Origin of the sequence: Amycolatopsis sp. NBRC 101858, from assembly GCF_030269325.1 — a bacterium.
GTDB classification, from domain to species: domain Bacteria; phylum Actinomycetota; class Actinomycetes; order Mycobacteriales; family Pseudonocardiaceae; genus Amycolatopsis; species Amycolatopsis ponsaeliensis.
This window is the reverse complement of sequence record NZ_BSTD01000004.1, coordinates 264631-284442: the sequence shown is the minus strand read 5'-3', so window position 1 is coordinate 284442 and position 19812 is coordinate 264631. Positions and strand designations below refer to the sequence as shown.

Genomic DNA, 19812 nt, shown 5'->3' with positions numbered 1-19812 from the left:
TCAGCCACCCCCACTCGTCGCCGCGACCGTCGCCAGGACCAGGAAGTCGACCGAACCCGGCCGTTCGGTGACCGCCGGGCCGGTGCCGGGGTCGTAGGACCGCAGCAGGCACCGGACCCGCCGGTCACCGTCCACAGTGGCCTCCGCCGGCACCGTGAGCCCCGCGCCGGACGGCGGGATGCGCGGGGTCACGTACACGTGCAGCGACACCCGGCCGTCGGCGACCTCCTCCGGCGTCACCCCGGCCGGCAGGGGCAGCACCATGCCGTCGGTCGCGCTGCCGGAGGTCGCCAGCACGCTGCCCGCGGAGATCCGGCCGGAGAAGCTCCCGGCGATGGTCAGGTTCCCGTTGGACTCCACCGTCATCAGCGGGTCGACTTGGCCGGTTCCCCGGTACAGGCCGTAGACCAGCGCCGGGGTGTCCGATCCGGACAGCACCAGCGCCGGCTCGCCCTCGCCGGCCAGCGGCCGGGTCCGCAGGGACAGCGAGCCGGACCGGGCCGCCACGGTGTCCGCGCGCACCCCGGCGAACCGCGGGCCGACGTCGCGGGCTTCCGGGACCGCCGCCGTGAAGTGACCGGCGGTCCACTGGACGAAGCCCAGCAGCACCAGCCACGGGACGGGCGGGGCGGCCGGAGCGGCGTTCACCGCGGGCGGCTGCTGGTCGGCGACCAGCCGCTCGTCGCCGAGCCGCTTGAAGAGGATCTGGTACGACTCTTCGACGCGCGACGGCCCGGCGGATCCGGCGCACGACGCGGGCCCGGTCGCCGGCCGGGCGCGGTCCGCGGCGGTGAGGAACACCGGGTACGGCTCGGACGTCGGCCCGTCGGCGCCGTTGACGGCTTCGAAGTCCGCCTCCGACAGCACGACCGGTGCCGGCACCACGATCTCCCGGCCGGTCCCGTCGACCGCGAGCCCGGCCTGCACGCTCACCTCGACGAAGCGGGCGCCGGTCGCCGGGTCGGTCCGGTTCTCGGTCGTCAGGGCGAGCCCGTCGGCGATGCCCCACTCGTGCGCCAGGCGCGCGTGCCGGACGGCCGCGGCGCGGGCGTAGCTGACGGTCGCCGCCAGGTCCGCGGCCGCGAGCACCTGCCCTTCGTGGAACTCCGGGCGCAGCGGACCGGTCACGACGTCTCACCCGACCGCGGCTTGCGGGCGGCCCCGCCGCTCCGGCTCGACGACGACCGGGTCCGCCGCGGCGGCGGTTTCGGCTTCACCGTCTGCTCCTCGTCGTCCGCCGGCTCCGGCTCCGACCCGGGTTCGGCGGTGGGGACGCTCTCCAGTTCCGACAGCCGGTCGGACAGCCGGTCCGGCAGTTCCTCCCGCACCTTCGACACCTGCTCCCGCGCGGTGTCCAGCTGTCCCCGCAACGCCTCCACGGTCGCGATCAGGTCGCTCACCTGCCCCCGCAGCGCGGTCATCTCCTGCAGGCTGTCGGTCACCTCGGCGGGCACCGTGTACACCTGGTCGCGCACGGGCTTGGGCACGGTCTCCCCCGGCGCCGGGGTCACCAGCAGGTCCCACATCTGCTCCAGCGGGCCTCGCTGCCGCCACGGTTCGAGCAGTCCTGGCACGTACGGCCGCGGGATCGGGCCCGACGCCGGCACACCCGGCGGCTCGTACACCGGCGTCGGCTGACAGCACACCTGCTCGGCGAGGTGGCGCAGCTGGTAGAGCTTCGGCAGCCACTCGCCGTACGCCGAGCCGCCCGGCAGCACCTGCTCGCGCGTCGCCGAGCACACGCGCACGACGTCGCAGCCGTCGAGCTCCAGGTGCGCGAGCAGCACGTCGTCGTCGGCGCAGTCCACGCACGGCGGGTTCAGCGTCGAGCAGGCCGCGTCGGTGACGAACCGGCGCACGCAGGTGGTCAGCTTCCCGGCCGCGTCCGCGAGCAGCCCCAGGCCGGCGAGCCCCAGCCGCTGCGCGGGGTCCGGCTCCGGGATGGGCAGCGGCTGCGGGACGGCGACCTTGCGCACGTCGTCGTGCAGCCCGCAGTCCGCGACCCCGGCCACCCGGTCCAGCCGGCCGAGCAGCCACTCCCGGATCCGCACGAGATCGCCCCGGAACTCCGCTTCCAGCACGTTGTCCAGCGGCGTGCCCTGGGCCAGCAGGCGGACCTCGAGCGGCGCGTCCGGGTCGGCGGTCGCCACCCGGTTCCTCGCCTCGGCCACGACGGCCAGCGCGACCGCCCGGTGCGCCGGCTCCGGCCACACCTCCTCCGGGTTCGCCCCCGCCAGCCGGTCGCACGCCGCGCCCAGCACCTGGCGGGCCGTGTCGATCTCCCCGAGGTCGTGCTTGGCCTGCAGGTCCTGCTGCCCCGCCGCGTCATAGGTGTCGTACCGGGCGATGGCACTCGCCAGGGCCCGCACGTACTCGGTCTGCTGCCGCGCCACGGGCGGCTGCGGGACCCCTTCGCCGCCGTCGCGCAGCAGCCGGAGGTTGTCGGCGTACCGGACGGCGTCGGCGTCGTCGAACCGGATCGTCCGGGTCGAGGACGAGCCCGCGACCGACATCGGGTCGAGGTAGCGCTCGAGCCGCCGGCTCAGCAGCCGCACGCGCTCGTAGCCGTCCTTGTCCCCGATCTGCGCCAGCAGCTTGGTGGCCGGGTTGTACCGGTGGTCGTCGGCGGTGTCGCACTTGACGACGAACCGGAAGCCCTCCTGGACCCGCGAGGGCACGCAGCCCGGCGCCGGGCACGGCTCCTCGGTCGCGAACGGCGAGACGGGGTCGGCCATGCTCTCCTCGTACCGCACGAAGAGCCCGTAGTGGCGCTGGTCGTCGTCGCACGGGTCGCCGCACGAGACGCCCGGCGAGGACACCCGCAGCTCCCGCACGAGCGCCTGCACGTCGACCTTTTCCTTGCAGGACAGGACGATGTCGTTGCCGCAGCAGTCGAGAGCGTGCCCGGGGTGGACGGAGACCGTCCCGCCGGCGCACGAGTCGCACGTGACCTCGAGCCCGCACACGACACCCGGGCCGGACAGCATCCGGTTGTGCAGCCGGTCCTTCCCGGCCACGTAGTCGGTCAGCAGGCTCAGGTCGTCCTCGGTGAGCAGCTGGCCGGCGAAGAACCGCGGCCGGACGAACGCGGCCGGGAAGGCGGGCGACCCACCGCACCCGCACCCGCAGTCAGGCTTGCTCATGAACGCTCCTCGGTGACGAAGAACCAGCTCTCGAAGACGTCCCCGCCCGCACCGGTGCCGGACGTCCACGGCCCGATGCCGGTCGGCGGAACCAGGCAGCCGGTCGGTTCGGGCTCGGGCTTCGGGTCGTGGCCGTGGTCGGTCTCGGTCTCGGCGTCGGCCTTCACCCGGCCGATGAAGGGCACCCGGCCGCCGACGTTGGTGCCGTCGACCGGGCGGCAGCAGTGGTCGAGGATGAACGCCGCCCGGACGGTGATCAGCACGCGGTCGCCGTCCTGCAGCGTCTCGCGGGTCGTCTGCCGGTAGCGGAAGTGGTCGGTGAACTCGCCGTCCTTGCCGGTGGGCTCCTCGAACTGGCCGCCCATGTACCAGGTGTCGGCGTTGCGGCCGGCCCCGCCCTCGATCACCTGGATCTCCACCACACCGCGGCGCAGGCTGTCGACGCGGACGCCGTCGGAGAACCGCACGACCAGGCCGCCCGAGTTCTTCTGCGTGCCGAGCAGCTCCTTCGCCTCGTTCACCGAGTAGGTGTGGCCGTGCCGCCAGTTGACGCCGGTGATCACGGTCGGCACGCGGCGGCCGAAGAAGCGCCGGACGTCCAGGTGGATCTGCTCCTCGCGGACCGGCTTGCCGAAGTCGACGTCGTCGATCCGGGCCAGCCACAGGACCTTGTGCTCGCACGGGGTGCAGCAGGTCTCGCAGCGGTCGTCCTTCGGCGGCGTCTTGGTGGTGACCCGGACGCAGTAGGTCTCTTCGGTGTAGCCGAAGTCGCAGTCCGAAGTGTCCGCGCACGCGGAGTTGAAGACGGTCCGCGTCGGCTCGACCGCGCGTTCGCTGTACTCGACGCCGATCCACACCGTCGTGGTGCCGGTGCGCTCGTCCTCGTGCAGCGCGTCCCACAGGTCGATCGCGCAGCCGCCCGGCACGACCACCTCGTTGCCGTCGCAGTCGACGCCGAGCCCGGCGGTGATGCGCACCTTCGCCTGGTGTTCGGTCTTCTCCTTCGGGTCCCCCGGCGGAGCGGGTTCCACGAAGAGCCCGCACACCACGCCGTAGCCGAGCAGGCAGCGCATCCGCAGCTTCAGTTTCTCGCGGAAGTACTCCTGTTCGCGCTGGAAGTCGCGCGCGGTGAGCAGCTGGCCGTGGAAGTACCGCAGCCGGCGGAAGGGCTGTTCCTGTGTCGTTGCCTCGGTCATCTCTTCTGTCCTCTCAAGACACTCGCGTGTGGACCCCGACCGCGGACACCACGCCGACGCTCACGCCCTGGCGTGCGCCGTGGGACCCGGGTCTCAGTACTCCGTCGTGGTTCAGGCGCGCCGCCCCGACCACCGGTGGCGGCAGCGGGACGAACGCGGTGTCCACCCCGACCGCCGACCGCGTCCCGACCACGAACCCCGTCCCGCCGGCGCGCACCGATCCCCTCGTGTGCGCGGGCGCCTGCCGGGCCACCAGGCGCCGCACCGCGTCCTCGTCCGCGGAAGCGGCCGGCAGCAGGACCCGGAACCGGTGGGCGTGCTCGGTGAGGGGATCGGTGTCCGGGTCGCCGAACGCCCGCAGCGGCGTCGCGCCCAGCGTCGAGGTGCCCAGCCGCAGGCGTGACGACGAGCGGCCGAACAGCCGCACCGAGCCGAGACCGCGGGCGGTCGCCGGTCCCGCGGTCGCGCGCACCTGCGCCCAGTGGCGGTCGCCGGCCAGCTCGTCGATCACCGGGGTGACGCCGAAGACGATCTTGATCGCCTTCTTCAGCGCGCGTGGTGTGCCGCGCCGCCGGTACAGCTCGGGCGCGGCGGCGATCAGCTTCCGGCGGGTGACCGCGTCCCAGCCGGCCTCGAACGACAGGCCGAGCAGGCCGGCCAGCCACGGCAGCGCGGCGTCCGGCACGCCGGTCGCGTCGAGCAGCGCCGGGTAGCGCTCGACGACCCGGTCGATTTCGGCGACGCTCGCGTCGAACAGCGCCAGGAACCGCTCGGTGAAGTCGTCCGCGGCCGGGTCCTGCCGGAACGCGGCGGGCAGCAGGTCCGCGCTGGTGGAGCGCGGGAAGTCGAGCCGGATCCGGTGCAGGACCGGGGTCGCGGCGGAGTCGCCGGACAGGCGGGCGCGCAGCGTGAGGTGGCGGCCGGGCGGCTGGTCGACGAGGAAGTCGGTGACGCCGGCGGGTGCGGTCTGCCAGTCGCTCTCGGCGAACCGGTCGTCCTCGGACACGACGACCGACACGGTCACCGCCGTGCCGGCCGGCACGTCCGCCTCGACCCGCACCCGGTGCCAGCGGCAGCGCGAGATGCCGCTGTCGATCCGGTGGGTGGTGAACTCGCCTTCGTCCACGAACCGGCCGACGGTGGCGGCCGGCGTCTCGCGGGGTCGGCCCGTCCAGTCGTAGCAGGAGGTCACGTCGCCCTCCGGCCCCTTCTCCCGCAGGCAGAAGCCGTCCTCGTCCGCGGCGGCGAGCGCGCTCGGCGGCAGCGCGGCGGCCAGCTCGTCCACTGTGGACTCGTGGAACCGGTGGTGGTCACGGCGGTGGATCCGGACCCGGCCGGCTTCTTCGGTGAGCAGCCAGATCGTGGGGCCGGGTCCGGTGCGGACCCCGATGATCTCGCCGCCGACGTGGGGCCGGATGACCTCGCACGGCGTTCCGTCGGGGCCGTACCGCCGGAGCCGGTCGCTGCCTGCGCTCGCCACGAGCACCTGCTCGTCCGGCGCGAGCGCGACGACGGTGGCGTGGCGGTGGTGGATCACCGCGGTGAGGTGGTCGCCTTCGTTGCGCCAGACGAAGACGCGGCCGGAGTCGGCCACGGCGATCCGGTGCCCGCGCGCGGCCACGACGGCCGGTGCGCGCAGCAGCCGGGGGTCGCAGTGGCGGGCCCAGACGGGCAGCCACCCGCCGGCACAGGTGTCCCGGCGCAGCAACCGCTCGCCGGAGAGCAGGTACCAGCCGCACGGCCGGCAGCCCGGCGCCAGGCGCGGGTCGGGGAACCACGGCAGCAGCTGGGCCCGGGTCGGGCCCGCCGGGGACGAGCCCGTGTAGGCCAGCCGCACGCCGGCCTCGTCGGTGAACCCGACGACGCCGGTCACGGCGGCTTCGTCCCACCCGACGACATCGTCGAGGAGCCGGAAGGTGACGGCGGTCGGCGCGCAGGTCATGACTCCTCCACCGGGATCAGCAGCGGGCGGTCCGGCCAGACGAGGTCGTTCGGCGGGATCGCGTGGTCGGTGCACGGCGGCAGCCGCAGGCCGTCGGCGGTGAGCGAAAGCCCCGACACGGCGAGGACGCCGTCCACGGCCAGGAGACGGCGCACGAGCGGGGTGTGCCGGACCGCGCCGCCGAAGGGCCAGCCGCCACCGTTTTCCCCACCGCGCAGCGGGTCCAGGTAGGTCGTCACCGCGTCGGCGGCCCGGGCCAGGACCGCGGCCCGGTCCTGGTCGGCGTCGAGCACCACCCGGGCCTCCACGGCGATCCGGCGGAACGCCACCGGGCCGGTGACCACCGTGACGCCGGCGGGCGCGACCTCGCGGGTCAGGAAGTCCGCCACCGCGCGCAGGGTGGCGGCGGTGGGCACGGGCGGCTCGGCGTCGCCCGGGTCGATCGGCGGCACCACGAGAACGCCGACGACGCCGGGAATGGGCGTCCCGGCGAAGTCCGGGTGCAAGCCCGGTACGCCGTTCGCGCGGGCGATCGAGGCACCCGGCGCCCGCAGCGCCAGCAGGCCGTAGTCGGCGGGCGCGACGGCCCGGCCGCGGGAGCGCAGCTCCCCCACCCCGCGCCGCACCACGTCCGCGTCCGGCTCGGCGTCGGCACCACCGGTGGCGGGGAACGGGTTGTTCACGCCGGTCACGAACGGCCGCGCGGTGACGACGCCGTTGACCGCACCGGCCGCCACGGCACCCGCTGTGCCGCCGCCGACCCGGTACCGCAGGGCCCGGACGTTGCGGAAGCCCGGCGGCACGGGCGCGCCGTTGACGCCGTCGCCGAAGGTGACCACGCCGGTGTCGTAGTCGACGACGAACACCGGGTCATCCGGGCCGTAGGCGGCCAGGCTCGGGACTTCCTGCCAGCGCGACGCGTTCTCCTCGGCCGTCCCGAACAGGTCGGCCCCGGGGTCGTCGTCGACTTCGAGCACGACGGTGCCGGCGAGGATCGGGACCTGGCTCAACCGCAGCTGCCGCCGCTCGGCGGGCGCCGCGGGGTCCTGGATCGGTTCCAGGGGCTCGTCGAAGATCGTGTGGGCGGCCGTGGCGGCGACGGTGTTCAGCCGCAACCCCGACACCAGTGGCGGCGCGACGGTGAAGAGGCCGTGCGCGACCTGCAGCCGCAGCCACCGCAGCGCCGGGCCGGGCCGGGTGGCCGGCGGGCGCCCCGGTGCCCACGTCCGCGGCAGCCTCAGCTCGATGGTGCCGCTCGCGCGCAGCCCCTGGGTTTCGTCGCGGACGACTTCGGCGGGGACGAACCGGCCGCCGTCGAGCACGTCCCAGCGCAGCAACGGCCGGGGTTCCAGCGGCAGCGGGGCAAGGCCGCCGGCGGCCGCGGGCACGGGCGGCGCGGCCGCGATCACGAAGCCCAGCGACAGCGAGGGGAACGGGCTCGCGGTGCCGTCGAGGCCCAGCCACAGCGCGTTGCCGGGCCGGGGCTCGGTGCCGAACGGCGCGAAGGGCCGGCCGGGCCCGCTCGGCCCCAGCGGGACCGGTTCGAGCGGGCCGCCGCGCTGCACGGCGAGCACGCCCAGGGTGGCCGGAGTGGCGTAGAGGTCCTGGTCGGTCTCGTAGACGAGGTCGCCGCCGGTACCGGACGCGGCCGCCTGGAAACCGGCCGGGACGAGCACCGACCCGCCGTCCGGCGGGGCCACGGTGAACTCCAGCAACGCGGCGGCCGCGGTGGCTGGCCGTCGGCGCACGCCCGCAGTGTTCAGGTGCTCGGCGAGGATCTTCCCGGGCAGCCGGTTGACCCTCGCGAGCACGGGTTCGGCCTGGGCGCCGAAGAGGCGCACGAGCGCGACCCCGGCGTCCTGCCGGTCGGGGTTGGTCCAGTCCGGGGTGTAGCCGGGAACGCGGTCGCGCACGGCGGCGCGCACGGCCTCCCTGGTGGCGTCGACCAGTTCGGGCTGTTCCCCGGACGGCCCGGGGCCGGGGACGATGCGGGCTTCCCCGGTGGGCTCGCCCCACCAGACGTCGTCGGTCACAGCAGTCCCTCCCCCGCCTCGACGACGGCCACCACGTGCGTGCGGACCTCCCGCACCACCGGCAGTTCGCCGGCCCGCAGGGGAACGTCGTCGCAGGTCTCCGCCGGTTCCGTGCCGTCGATGCCGATCGCGACCGCGGTCACGTCCGCCAGGTCGCCGAGTGCCTGCTGCGCGGCCCGCAGCAACGCCGACGGCCGCAGCGCTTCGCCGAACGGCCAGCCCGTCCCGTCGTCCCCGCCGGCCAGGGGGTCGAGGAACCGGCGCAGCGCGTCACCGACCACAGTGGACACCCGGGCGCGGTCGGCCGGGGTGCCGGCCAGGTCGGCACGCAGCCGGACGTCGCGGTACGCCGGGGCGCGCACGAACACCTCGGCCGTCAGCAGCCGGGCTTCCGCCAGCCGGCCCGCGACCGCGCACAGCATCCCCGGATCCGGCTCGGGTGCGGACCCCGGCGGCACCGACGGGACGACGTGGACGGTCACCGCGCCGGGCACCCGCGCGCACGGGAAGCCCGGGTGCTCGCCGACCGCCGCGTAGGCCCGGCCGACCGCCACGCCGGGGGTCGTCACGGCCAGGGTGACGAAGTCCTCGGCGGTGACGGCCCTGGTCACCTCGCCCAGCGCGCCCGCGGCCCGGTCCCGCGCCCGCGCGACCGTTTCCGGGTCCTCGCCGCCCTCGGCCTGGACCAGGTTCGCCGCGCGCACCGGCTCGGTGGCCGAGACGGGCAGCCAGTTGCCGGTGACTCCGCCGTTGCCGTCGCGCCCGCCGCCGATCGTGTACTCGACCACCGCGTCGCCGCCCGGCCGCGGGATCCGGCCGGTCAGCCCGTCGCCGAACACGAGCGCGCCGTCGTGGCGGTCCAGCAGGAAGATCCGGTCCCGGGAGGTGCCGAAGGCGAAGTCCGGCACCGATTCCCACCGCTCACCGGCCAGCTCCAGGCACGCGGTGAGCAGGCGGTCGGCGGCGTCCGGGAGCACGAGCCGCCGGCCGGGCAGCTTCAGCCAGTCGTCGGTCTGGTCGGCGAGATCGGTCACCGTGCGGGTCTCGACGTGGCGGGCGCCCGACACGTTGACCGCCAGCCGCAGCAGCCGCGGCGGCGACGCGTAGGTCGCGGCCGGCGTCGACACCAGCAGCCCGTTGTGCATCGTGGTCCAGCCGGCCGGGGGCCGCAGGCGCACCACGCCGGAGCGCCGCAGCCCGCCGGTGCCGTCCTGGACCTCCTCGAACGCCCCGGACGCATCGCCGCTGGGCCGGAACCACGACCAGGTCAGCTCGGCGGGCGGCCGCACGCCGGACACGGCGAGCCGCGACCAGGACGGCGGCACCGGCGAGTCGAGCTCGACCAGCAGCGACAGCCAGCCGGACGTGGTGTGGGCGCCGGCGAGCGGCAGGGTGAAGCGGGCCGAAGCGGCCGAGCCGTCGGCGGGCAGCAACGGAACCCCTCGGCGGGCGAGCAGGTCCGCGGTGCGGTCGCGGTCGGTCTCCACCGTCACCTCGCCCGACACGGGGAAGACGGTCACGTCCTCGTCGAGGGTGAACCGGATCGCGGCCGCCGGGTCGCGGGCGAAGACGGTCCCGGCCGGCACCTGCGCCGGCTCCGGCGACTCGGCGGTGAGCGCCAGGACCGTGGCCGCGGGCCGCGCGGGCCGGGGCGGCTCGAGGCCCAGGAGCTTCAGGATCGCGACGACGAGCTCGTCCGGCGCCTGGTCCAGCCAGTAGAGCCGCTGCTCCAGCAGGTACGCGAACAGCTCCAGCAGGGTGATCCCGGGGTCGACGGGCGCGTGCAGCGTCCACGCGCCGTCCGACTCCGCCGGGATGCGGCGGGTGACGGCCGACATCAGGTCGGCCCAGGTCAGGTCGTCGAGCTTCGGCACCGGCAAGGTCATGGCGTCGTCCCCGTCAGTCCGGTCAGCCCGAGGTAGAACGGGAAGACCAGGTTGGCCTTGGTGTTGGTGCGGCGGACCCGGTACTCGATCGACACCGTCACGTGGGACTCGTCGCCCGGGTCGGCTTCGGCGAGGACGTCGGAGAGCTCCACCCGCGGCTCGAAGTCGCGGACCGCGTCGGCGATCGACCGCTCCAGTTCGCGCAGGTTCGGCACGCTGCCGGGGGCGAACACCGAATCCTGGGCCTTGGTCCCGAGGTCCGGGCGCATCACGCGCTCGCCGGTCGCGGTGAGCAGCAGCGCGCGCAGGCAGTGCTCGATGCTCGTCTCGCCGACGGCGTAGGAGAGCCGGCCGGCCTCGTCGGGCAGGATCGGGAACCGCCAGCCGGTACCGAGGAAGGGTTCGGTCACGTCGCCTTCACCTTCTTCGCGAGCACGGACGGCGGCAGCGGCGTCGCGGGACCGGTCGCGCCGCCCGGCGCCGGGTGGGTGTGCTGGACGAACGCCTGCAGGAGCGCGTTGCCGAGGACGACGGGCTCGGTCGAGCCGCCGCCGAGGTCGACGTCGCTCGCCTTCACGGTCACCTTCGACGCCTCGAGGGTGATCTCGCCGCTGTCCTTCAAGACCACCTTCGCGCCGGCCGCGGTGTTGATGGTGATCTCCTTTTCCTTGTCGTCGAAGAGGATCTGGTGCCCGGCCCGGGTGCGGATGATCTTCTGGTCGCGGCCGTCCCGGTGCGCCACCGGCGGCTTCTTCTTGCCGTTGTAGAGCCCGCCGAGGACGTACGGCTGCCGCATGTCGCCCTGGAAGAACGCGACCAGCACCTCGTCGCCCACCTCGGGCACGAACACCGAGCCGTAGCCGGCGCCCGCGTACAGCTGGCTGACCCGGATCCAGGGACTGATCGACGCGCCGCCGTCCAGCCAGTAGTACTTGACCTTGACGCGGCCCTCGTCGTCCCCGTCGTTCTGGACGACCTCGGCGGGCGCGACGCCGTAGTAGCGCTGATCGCTCGCCATGGCGCGTGGCATCGCCGTCATCGCTTGTCCCCCTGGAAGATCTTCCGGCCGGTGAACGTGGTGAAGAAGCCGCTCGAGTTGAGGGCGTGCTCGACGCGCTTGACGAAGTAGGTGCCGGAGAAGCGCTTGCCGAGGCCGAAGATCTCGAGGTTGTCCCCCGGCCGCAGCTCCGGCAGCCCCGCCACGCGGCCGGTCGCGGTGATGAACTCGTACGCCCGCTCCCGCAGCAGCGCGATGGCCAGTTCCCTGGCCTCCTCCTGGCTGAGCACCGGAGCGTCGACGACCACTTCCTGCCGGCCGCCGGCCGCGCTCTCCGCCGCTTCCGGCCCGCTCTGCCCGTCGGCCTGGTTCTGCCCGCCGGGCAGGTCGTTCGCGGTCGCGACGTACTCGATCGGCTGCGCCTTGACCGGGTCCCAGCCGTGCACGGTGAGCTTGCTGACCTGGTTGGACACGGTCATGGTCGGGGTGAAGTCGATGAGGTTGGGCACCAGGCCCGCCGGCTGCCCGCTGGGCCCGGTGGCCAGGCCGGGTGCGTAGGCGAGGCGGAACAGCCGGATCGGCCGGCTGTCGCGGCCGTCGGTGGGCTTGATGAAGTAGAGCGTCTGCTCACCGGTCCGCGGGTCCGGCAGGATGTAGCAGTCGAAGTCGATCCGCTTCGCCCGTTCCATCAGGAACTGCGCGTCGGACTGGTTCTTCTGCACCACCAGGTCGTGCCGCGGGCCTTCGTGGGTCGTCGTGAACGCCAGCTTGTTGCGCCGCGCGATCTGTTCGGCGATCTCCCAGTCGGTCTTCCCGACGAAGTTCTTGTCCTCTTCCTTGGTGGGCTTGCGGTCCTTGAGCGCGAGCATCCCGTCCACGCAGGTGATCGAGACGGTCGGCGACGCGCCGTCGGGGAACTTGGGCGCGAGCGAGCTGATCGTCCCGGTGCCGACGGTCAGCAGCTTGTCCGCGTAGCCGAGCCGGACGGAGACGCGCGTGCCGATCTGCAGCTTGTCCGAGTCGCTGTGCTTGAACTTCAGCGTGACGTCGTCCCAGTTGTTCAGCTCGAGGTCGAAGCCGGACATCTCGTCGAGGTCGCGGTGCACCTTGACGTCGAGGATGTCGTTCTTGGTCGTCGGGTCGGCCTGGAGGCCGTCGACGACCACCTCGAACCCGGGGGCGTAGCGGTCCGGGTCGGCGATCTCGGGCTGGGTGCCCGCGGGCGCGGTCATCGCACACCTCCTCTCACGGCAGCCGGGGCACGGTCAGCACCAGCCCCGGCTTCAGGTCGCGGGGATCGGAAATCCCGTTGGCGCGCGCCAGTTCCCGCCACGCGTCCGGGCGCCGGTAGACGGCGGCGGAGATGCGGTCCCAGGTGTCGCCGCGGCGCACCACGTAGCTCTTCTCCACCGTCGGCGACGACCGCGGCGGGTCGTTGGCCTGCTCCTTCGCCGGCCGGTACTCCTTCAGCGTGAGGTCGAGCTGGGCCCGCAGCGGCACGCCGTTCTTGGCGAACAGCACGTAGTTCACGTCCAGCTTCTCCAGCACGCCCCGGAACACCGTCTTGTCCCAGACGAACTTGACGATCGGTGGCGCGTGCAGGGTCTCCTGGGGCCGCATCAGCTTGCGAATGTTGTCCACATAGGACTTCCGGACGTCGTCGAGCGTGTCGGAGGTGTCGACCAGCGCCTGCACCGACAGCGACTCGCTGCCGCCGCGGATGTACTGGATCGGCGGGGTTTCGAGACCGGGGATGGTGATCTCGGCGAAGGTGTTGCTCTTGCTCAGCTTGTACTCGGTCGGGTTGAACTTCAGCGGGATCCGCTTCGGCACGTTCTGCGGGTTCTCGGGCTGCTCGATCTCCAGGTGCGCGTCGGCGCCCTGGCTCACGAGGGAGAACGGGGTGACGCTCACCGCCGGCCTCCCGGATCCCCGAGCTTGCGGTCGTTGTCGCTGCGCTCGGCGCGGGCGCACTCGTCTTCGTACAGCCGTGCCCACGCCTGGATGTGCTTGGTGAACAGGCGCGTGAACAGGGCCCCGTCGTCGCCGTCCACCTGGAAGCGCACCTCGAGGTTGTGGATGATCAGGTTCTTCGGCACGCTGTGTCTCCTCAAGCGCCGCTCTCCTAGAGGACGGCCGTCAGGCCCTCGTGGGCGATTTCCAGTGACTCGATCGCGACCGCGTTCTGCTCGCCGTGCAGGTCCGGGCCGGTCCACTTGGCGGCCAGCCCGCCGTGGAAGATCCACGACTTCGCGGGCACGCCGGCCTGGTCGAGCATGATCACGGCACCGTCGCGGCGGGCGCCGAGCGAGTCGTGCAGGCCGGTTTCGTACCAGGACCACAGGAGCCGGTCGCGGACCACGCCGCGCTTGAGCGTGATCGGGTTCCACGAGTGGCGCAGCGGCAGCCGGTGCACGGAGTCGTTGCGGCCGCCCTCCGCGTAGGTCACCACCTCCAGCTGCGCCCCCATCCCGGTCACCTCCTGGAACGCGCCCGCCGCGACCGCCTGCAGCAGCAGGGCCTGCGCCGGTGGCAGGTACACGTCCGCCGGCGCGAGCGTCACGAGGAAGCGGAACTTGGTCAGCGGCTCGTTCGGCGCGAGCAGCCGGCCGGCCGGTGTCGTCACTGCTCGATCACCTCCAGGCCGCGGTCCTGGCCCAGCACCAGCCGCAGCGCGATGAACTCCATGGGCACGGCCGGCGCGACGCCGATCTCGCACACGACCTGGCCGGGGTCCTGGTCCGGTGGGTTGTTCGTCTCGTCGCACACCACGCGGAACGCGTCCTCCGGCCGGCTGCCGGCGAGGGCGCCGGTGCGGAACGCCTCCAGCAGCACCGAGGTGATCGCGCGGACCAGCGACAGCCGCAGCTCCGGCGAGTTCACGTCGAACACCAGCGGCGCGGCGGCCCGCCGGATGGCCCGCACCAGCAGGTGCAGCAGCCGCCGGTGCGCGATGTACACCCGCCGCGGGTCGCCCGACAGCGTCCGCCCGCCCCACACCACAAGACCCCGGCCGCGCAGGCACCGCACCAGGTCGACACCTCCCTCGAACAGCCGGACCTGCTGCGCCTCCGGGTACTCGACCGCCAGGTCCACGGCGTCCAGCAGGGTCGCGTTCGCCGGGGTGCCGGCGGGGCCCCGCTCGGCGTCGAGCCGGGCGATCAGCCCGGCGACGTGCCCGGACGCCGGCACGGTCCGCAGGCCGGTCCCGTCGGGCGACGGCGCCCGCAGCGGCGGGTGGTACACCGCCGCCGCGGCGAGCAGCGCCTCGTCGCCGAACCCCGCCAGCTCGCCTGCCCAGGCCACCACCGCGTCCACTGTGGACACCGACGGCGGCACGTCCAGCAGCACCAGCCGGTCCAGCAGCGGCGCCACGGCCGCCAGCAGGTCCAGCACCAGGCTCGTGTGCTCGGCGCCGCCCAGGTCGGCGCCGAGGTCCGGCAGGGCCACCAGCGCCGGCTCCGGCAGCTCGGCCTGCGTCACCACCGCGGACGCGTAGTCGGCGCGCTCCGGCGGGCTGTCCGTGCCGCCGGTGAGCGTCAGGTCCCAGGACCGCGAGATCGGCCCGTCCGCCGGGATCGGGCTCCCCGCACCCGCCGGGACCACCCGGATGAGGCGGGACGCGGCGATCCGGCCGACGACCTCGCCGGGCGCCATGCCGGCGAAGATCTCCGCCGGCTCGCCCGGCACCAGCACCCGCACGGTGACCACCGGCGGGCCCGCGACGCTGCTCGCCCGGTACCGCACGCTGACCCGGCCGCCGTTCGCCCACGCGCCGGGACTCGCGGCCACCACGCGGAAGCCGTCCGTCCACAGCGCGCTCGCGGGCTCGGCCGGCCCGGCGACCCGCAGGACCCAGGCCGTCCGGCCCTGGTTCTCGAAGAACCCGCGCAGCGCGTACGGCGTCGCCGAAGTGCCGTCCGGCGGGCCGAACGCGCCGACGACGTCGTTCCAGCTTTCGACGCGCACGGGCCGGCCGACCGGGCCGCGCCGGGTGCGGCCGAGGAACACGGCCACGTCCGTGCGCAACGGCTCGTCGCCGGTGGCCGCACGCTCGAAGGTCAGGGAGACGCCGGGAAGCGCCGTGCTGGTCATGTCCGCCCGCTCACGCGTCGATCACGAAGCTCTCGACGGCCAGCACGAGCGTCTCCATGGCGATCTCGTTCTTGGTCGCGTTGAACGACGGTCCGGTGTACTTGGTCGGCCAGGCCCGGTCGAAGTTCCAGCGCATGACTTCCTGGCGGTTCTCGTCGAGCATCACGATCGAGCCCGCCGTGCGCCGCACGCGGCCGTCGAGGGCTTCCTTCACCCAGTTCCAGAAGCCGACGTGGCCGGTGACCCCGCGCTTGAACGTCAGCGCGCTCGGAGCCTTCTTCAGCCCGACGAGCTTGCGGACCGTGATGTCCTCGCTGCCGGTGCGGTACTCGATCACCGGCAGTTCCACGTCGAGCCCGCTGGCCTCGGTGAACGAGCCGCTCACCGAGATGCCGTCGTCGCTGACGTTGGTCACGATGACCAGGAAGTTATACGCGGCATACGGGTCGTCCCGCGTCACAGGTGGCATTTGCCTTGCCTTTCAGTGGTCAGACGAGCTGGGGCTCGCGGGTCTTCTGCTGGATCCGGAAGATCACGAACTCCGCCGGGAACACGGGCGCCACCCCGATCACGCAGATGAGCCGTCCGTTGGCGATGTCGTCGTCGGTCATCGTGGAGCGGTCGCAGTGGACGAAGAACGCCTCGTCGGCGGTCGTGCCGGCGAGCGCGCCGGTGCGCCACACGGTGGTCAGGAAGTTCGCGACCGTCTGGCGCACCAGCGCCCACAGCGGCTCGTCGTTCGGCTCGAACACGACCCACTGCGTGCCCTCGTCGATCGACTCCTCCAGGAACAGGAAGAGCCGGCGCACGTTGACGTACTTCCACGAGGTGTCCGACGACAGCGTGCGCGCGCCCCACACCCGCTGGCCGAGGCCGGGGAAGAACCGCAGCGCGTTGATCCCCCGGGGGTTCAGGAGGTCCTGGTGCCGCTTCGTGACGTCCTGGGCGATGCCGTCGGTCAGCCGGATGCCGCGGATGACCGCGTTGGCCGGCGCCTTGTGCACGCCGCGCTCGGTGTCGGTGCGGGCGTAGATCCCGATGACGTGCCCGGACGGCGGCGCCTCGACGAACTGGCCGGTCGAGGGGTCGTTGACCACCAGCCACGGGTAGTACAGCGCCGCGTACTTGGTGTCGAACGGCTCGCGGAACGCCTGGATGCCCTCGATGTCGAGGCCGTCCTGCGGGTCCAGGACGGCGAAGCGGTCCTTCAGCTGCTCGCAGTGGGTCACCAGCGCCGACTCGACCGTGCCGGCCCACACGCCGGGCACCGCGCAGATCGCGATCTCGTCGATGTCCTCGAGGGCGACGATGCCGGTGCGCTTGCCGCTCCCGCCGTCCGTGCCGACGAAGTCCGCGACGGTGAGCCCCTCGAACGCGTCCGAACCGTCGTCGGCCAGTGTCAGCCAGGAGCCGGTCCCGGGCGTCGGGAACTTGGCGGGATCGGTGCTGAGGCCGGCGAGCCCGGCGGCCCGCACCAGCCGCGACTGGCTCGCCAGCGTGCCCGCGACGGTGCCGGGTGCGTCGCCCGCCAGGCGCAGGTTGCGGAAGGTCTCGGTGACCGAGCCGCCGCCGGGGTCGGCGAACCGCGTGTCCACTGTGGACTCGATCAGCCGGACCCTGGCGGTCTCGAAGACCAGCTCGGGGGTGTCGGCGTCGAACGTGACGACGTCGTCGGGCCCGATCGAAACGACGGTGAGGCCGCTCAGCTGATCCCCGGTGTCGAGCTGCGCGACCGCTCCCTCGTACAGCCGGGAGGAGCCGCTGACCCGCAGTTCGGGACCGGCACCGGCGCTCGCCCGGCGCACTCGGCGCACGGTCAGGCCGGTCTGCCACGGCGCGTGCGTGGTGGTGCCGGTGAGCGTGAGCGTCACCCGGCCGTCGGCGGGCGCCCCGACGGTGACCTGGAACCGCCGGTTGTTGATCAGGATCCAGACGTCGTCCGGCAGGGGGCCGGGGTCGAGCCCGGGCACGGCGTTCACGTCGATCGTCGCGGAGTCCTTGGCGGCGTCGGCGGCGAGCGCGGTGACGAACAGCGCGCCCTCGTTCGGCTCGGGCAGCACCGGCAGCGAAGCGCTGACCGACGGGGAGATCCGGACCTGGACCGCCTTGCCCCAGGAGCCGGGGCTCGACGCGGAGAACCGCACGCTCGGCGTGGCGTCGCGCGGGCCCTTCTGCACGTAGTCGCCGCGGGCCGCCTTCACCTCGGCGGTCAGCCCGGCGGCGAGCGTGACCCGCCCGGTGGCGGCGTTGTACGCGGTGATCGTCGCCTGGCCGATCTCGACGTCGTCGCTGCCGCGGACGACGGTGACGTCGTCTGTGCCGGTGAAGCCGGCCAGGTGGGCCAGCTGCAGGCTGGTGGCGCCGGCCGCGGCGTCCTGGGTGACCGCGCTGACCAGGCCCGCGCCGACCGTGCCGGACGCGGCCTCGGCGTCGCCGCTGACGACCCGCTTGACGTAGAGGCGCTGGCCGCCGTTGTCGAAGAAACCCTTGACCGCCAGGGGAAACAGCCACCAGCGGCCACCTTCGGCCGGGTTTTCGGCCCAGGCGTCCCGGAGCGCCGGGTCCGGCTCGGGCAGGAACCCGCCGAAAGTCGTCTGGTACTCCAGGAAGTTCGTGACCAGCTTCGGTTTCCCGGTGGTCGGGCCGCGCTGGGTGACCCCGACCATGCCCGCCGTGCTGGTGCTCACCCCCGCGATCGGCCGGGGCCCCGCGTCGACCTCCTCGACGTAGACGCCGGGGCTCAGGTACTCGGGCATGGCTTGGCTCCTTCTCTGCTGCCGCTACTGCTGGACGATTTCGATGACGTGCCGGCGGTCCCGCTCGGCGGGCAGCCGGACGTCCAGCGCCCCGGCCCGGCCCGGCCGCTCGGTGGCCGTGACGTGGAAGATCTGCACGGGCGGCGGCCCGGTGACCGGCTCGCCCTCCCAGCGCAGGGCGAGCCGGAAAGCGCCGTCCGGATTGGTCAGGGTCCGCTCGTGCCACGCGATCCCGTCCCGGATGGTGGTGCCGCGCGCCTCGACCAGTGCGTTCGCCACCGGCGCCCGGGTGACCGCGTCGACGACGACGCCGTACACGGTGCGCACGCCCGGCCCGTACGGGAACGCGGTGCCCGGCAGCAGCCGGACCAGCCTCGGCTCGCCGCCGACGGCGGGCGGGTGCGCGTCGTCGTACGGGTACGCGGTGAACTCGACTCCCGCCACGGCCGCGTCGAAGTCCACGCCGTCCGCCGGGTACAGCGGTGCGAGCCCGATGCCGGCGAACCGGACGCGGAACCGCTCCGGCCCGGCACCCGGTGCCCGGCGGCGGCCGAGCTCCGGGTAGGCGATCGCACCGCTCGGCGTCCGGATCGCCGTCGTGTCCTGCGGCACCCAGCCGTTCCGGTCCGGGTCGAAGAAGTCCAGCTCCGTGGCCACGTCGGCGGCGCGCACGCGCTGGGCGAACTCGTCGAACGGCACGAACCACGCCGGGCTGTGCAGGACGGAGGTTTCGACGGGGTAGAAGCGCGTCATGGGAGCGTCGCCCCGCTGATCGTGCGGCTGCGCACGAGCCGGAGCTCGGCGACGTCGAGCGAGTCGAGGTTGACGACCCGGACCTCGTAGTTGAGGGAGAGCCGGTACGGCTTCTGGATCGCGTACCAGATCCACGACTTCTGGTCGAGCGTCAGCGGGGTCAGCGTGAACTGCAGTGCCTCCGTGGTGCCCGCCATGCTGCCGGTCAGCTCCCCGCCCGACCAGATCGCGTCGTCGTAGAAGACCTGCAGTGCCCGGCCGATCATCTGGTGCTGGGTTTCCTGGTTGCCGCCCCACGGGGTGATCAGGTAGCGCAGCAGGAGCGCCATCGGCGGCTTGCGGCTGGTGGGCGCGTCGGGCGGGAGCGACCGGACCGGCGGCCGGTTGCGCGAGGTCGGGTCCTCCGCGATCTCGTACAGGAAGACCGTGAGCGTGGCCCGGCTCGGCCGGTCCTCGAGGTCACTCAGCACCGCCGTCGGCGGGTCGTTCGGATCCAGGCCGCGCAGCGCCTCGGTGAGCCGGTCCACGATGATCGTCGAAACATCGGCGACGACGCCGAAATCCCCCATGCCAGTCCTCCCCGGTGGCCCGCCGGGAGGTGGCTCCGGCGTACCGGGGCGCAGCATCGCAGGGGTGGCGTGGCAGGACCGCGTTCCGCGCGTCGCACCGGCGTCACGACGGCGTTGCCCGGACGGGCGTTGACGTGCCCGCGACGCGGTGGTGACACACCGGCGCGCATCCTGCGGTGGTGGAGGCACCCGAAGAGCGTTCCGGCAGCATGGTTCTCCGTGCGTGGCTGGAAGGCGGCGAACCCGACGCCCTCCGGGTCCGCATCCTCTCCACGATCGGCACCACCGAAGCCAGGCAACTGGCCGTGACGTCGCCGGAGGCGGTGCTCGAGGCCGTGCGGAACTGGCTGGAAGACCTCGGATCAGGCCCGATGACGTTTTCGTGACGCCCTGTTGACGCCGTGCGCGCGATGATTCCGGTAACGTTTCGCACCGGGGTCGC

At 73.5% G+C, this 19812-nt stretch carries 18 protein-coding genes; 1 reads left to right on the top strand and 17 read right to left on the bottom strand.

Annotated elements, in window-relative coordinates; translation table 11 throughout:
• Genes QSK39_RS30050 through QSK39_RS29970 form a run of 17 tightly spaced genes read right to left on the bottom strand, consistent with a single transcriptional unit; the run spans position 1 to position 19370 of the window.
• Entirely contained in the window at positions 1-1128 is a 1128-nt protein-coding gene (locus QSK39_RS30050) for a hypothetical protein (protein WP_285481204.1), read from the bottom strand.
• Positions 1125-3143: a hypothetical protein gene (locus QSK39_RS30045; protein ID WP_285481203.1), complete on the bottom strand. Its 2019-nt coding sequence runs from the start codon at positions 3141-3143 to the stop codon at positions 1125-1127. The genes QSK39_RS30050 and QSK39_RS30045 overlap by 4 nt, the downstream gene beginning before the upstream one ends.
• On the bottom strand, positions 3140-4339 hold the full coding sequence (locus QSK39_RS30040; protein ID WP_285481202.1) for a hypothetical protein: 1200 nt from the start codon (positions 4337-4339) through the stop codon (positions 3140-3142). The genes QSK39_RS30045 and QSK39_RS30040 overlap by 4 nt, the downstream gene beginning before the upstream one ends.
• 13 nt (positions 4340-4352) lie before the next feature.
• Entirely contained in the window at positions 4353-6281 is a 1929-nt protein-coding gene (locus QSK39_RS30035; protein ID WP_285481201.1) for a phage tail protein, read from the bottom strand.
• Positions 6278-8314 carry a putative baseplate assembly protein gene (locus tag QSK39_RS30030; RefSeq protein ID WP_285481200.1) on the bottom strand — a complete coding sequence of 679 codons (2037 nt, stop codon included), beginning with the start codon at positions 8312-8314 and terminating at the stop codon, positions 6278-6280. Before QSK39_RS30030 ends, QSK39_RS30035 begins: the two co-directional genes overlap by 4 nt.
• A complete protein-coding gene (locus QSK39_RS30025; protein ID WP_285481199.1) occupies positions 8311-10200 on the bottom strand; it encodes a putative baseplate assembly protein in 1890 nt (629 codons plus the stop codon). The genes QSK39_RS30030 and QSK39_RS30025 overlap by 4 nt, the downstream gene beginning before the upstream one ends.
• Complete coding sequence (locus tag QSK39_RS30020; protein ID WP_285481198.1) at positions 10197-10610, bottom strand: GPW/gp25 family protein; 414 nt, start codon at positions 10608-10610, stop codon at positions 10197-10199. The genes QSK39_RS30025 and QSK39_RS30020 overlap by 4 nt, the downstream gene beginning before the upstream one ends.
• Complete coding sequence (locus tag QSK39_RS30015) at positions 10607-11239, bottom strand: phage baseplate assembly protein V (RefSeq protein WP_285481197.1); 633 nt, start codon at positions 11237-11239, stop codon at positions 10607-10609. Before QSK39_RS30015 ends, QSK39_RS30020 begins: the two co-directional genes overlap by 4 nt.
• Entirely contained in the window at positions 11236-12429 is a 1194-nt protein-coding gene (locus QSK39_RS30010; RefSeq protein WP_285481196.1) for a phage late control D family protein, read from the bottom strand. The genes QSK39_RS30015 and QSK39_RS30010 overlap by 4 nt, the downstream gene beginning before the upstream one ends.
• 13 nt (positions 12430-12442) lie before the next feature.
• On the bottom strand, positions 12443-13111 hold the full coding sequence (locus tag QSK39_RS30005) for a CIS tube protein (RefSeq protein WP_285481195.1): 669 nt from the start codon (positions 13109-13111) through the stop codon (positions 12443-12445).
• Positions 13108-13296 (bottom strand): putative phage tail protein, encoded by a 189-nt coding sequence (locus QSK39_RS30000; RefSeq protein WP_285481194.1) that lies wholly within the window; start codon positions 13294-13296, stop codon positions 13108-13110. Before QSK39_RS30000 ends, QSK39_RS30005 begins: the two co-directional genes overlap by 4 nt.
• Positions 13297-13322: 26 nt before the next feature.
• Positions 13323-13823, bottom strand: a complete 501-nt coding sequence (locus QSK39_RS29995) for a phage tail protein (protein WP_285481193.1) — start codon at positions 13821-13823, stop codon at positions 13323-13325.
• Positions 13820-15292: a phage tail sheath subtilisin-like domain-containing protein gene (locus QSK39_RS29990; protein WP_285481192.1), complete on the bottom strand. Its 1473-nt coding sequence runs from the start codon at positions 15290-15292 to the stop codon at positions 13820-13822. Before QSK39_RS29990 ends, QSK39_RS29995 begins: the two co-directional genes overlap by 4 nt.
• A 10-nt stretch (positions 15293-15302) precedes the next feature.
• Positions 15303-15761 carry a phage tail protein gene (locus QSK39_RS29985; protein ID WP_284741582.1) on the bottom strand — a complete coding sequence of 153 codons (459 nt, stop codon included), beginning with the start codon at positions 15759-15761 and terminating at the stop codon, positions 15303-15305.
• Positions 15762-15780: 19 nt separating this feature from the next.
• The gene (locus tag QSK39_RS29980) at positions 15781-18048 is read right to left on the bottom strand and encodes a phage tail sheath C-terminal domain-containing protein (RefSeq protein ID WP_285481191.1); all 2268 of its coding nucleotides are present in this window, start codon (positions 18046-18048) and stop codon (positions 15781-15783) included.
• 24 nt (positions 18049-18072) lie between these two features.
• Entirely contained in the window at positions 18073-18801 is a 729-nt protein-coding gene (locus tag QSK39_RS29975; protein ID WP_285481190.1) for a carboxypeptidase regulatory-like domain-containing protein, read from the bottom strand.
• Positions 18798-19370 carry a Pvc16 family protein gene (locus QSK39_RS29970; protein WP_285481189.1) on the bottom strand — a complete coding sequence of 191 codons (573 nt, stop codon included), beginning with the start codon at positions 19368-19370 and terminating at the stop codon, positions 18798-18800. Before QSK39_RS29970 ends, QSK39_RS29975 begins: the two co-directional genes overlap by 4 nt.
• Before the next feature lie 179 nt (positions 19371-19549).
• On the opposite strand from QSK39_RS29970, the gene QSK39_RS29965 reads away from it, so the two are divergent.
• Entirely contained in the window at positions 19550-19756 is a 207-nt protein-coding gene (locus QSK39_RS29965; protein ID WP_285481188.1) for a hypothetical protein, read from the top strand.
• Positions 19757-19812: the final 56 nt, after the last annotated feature.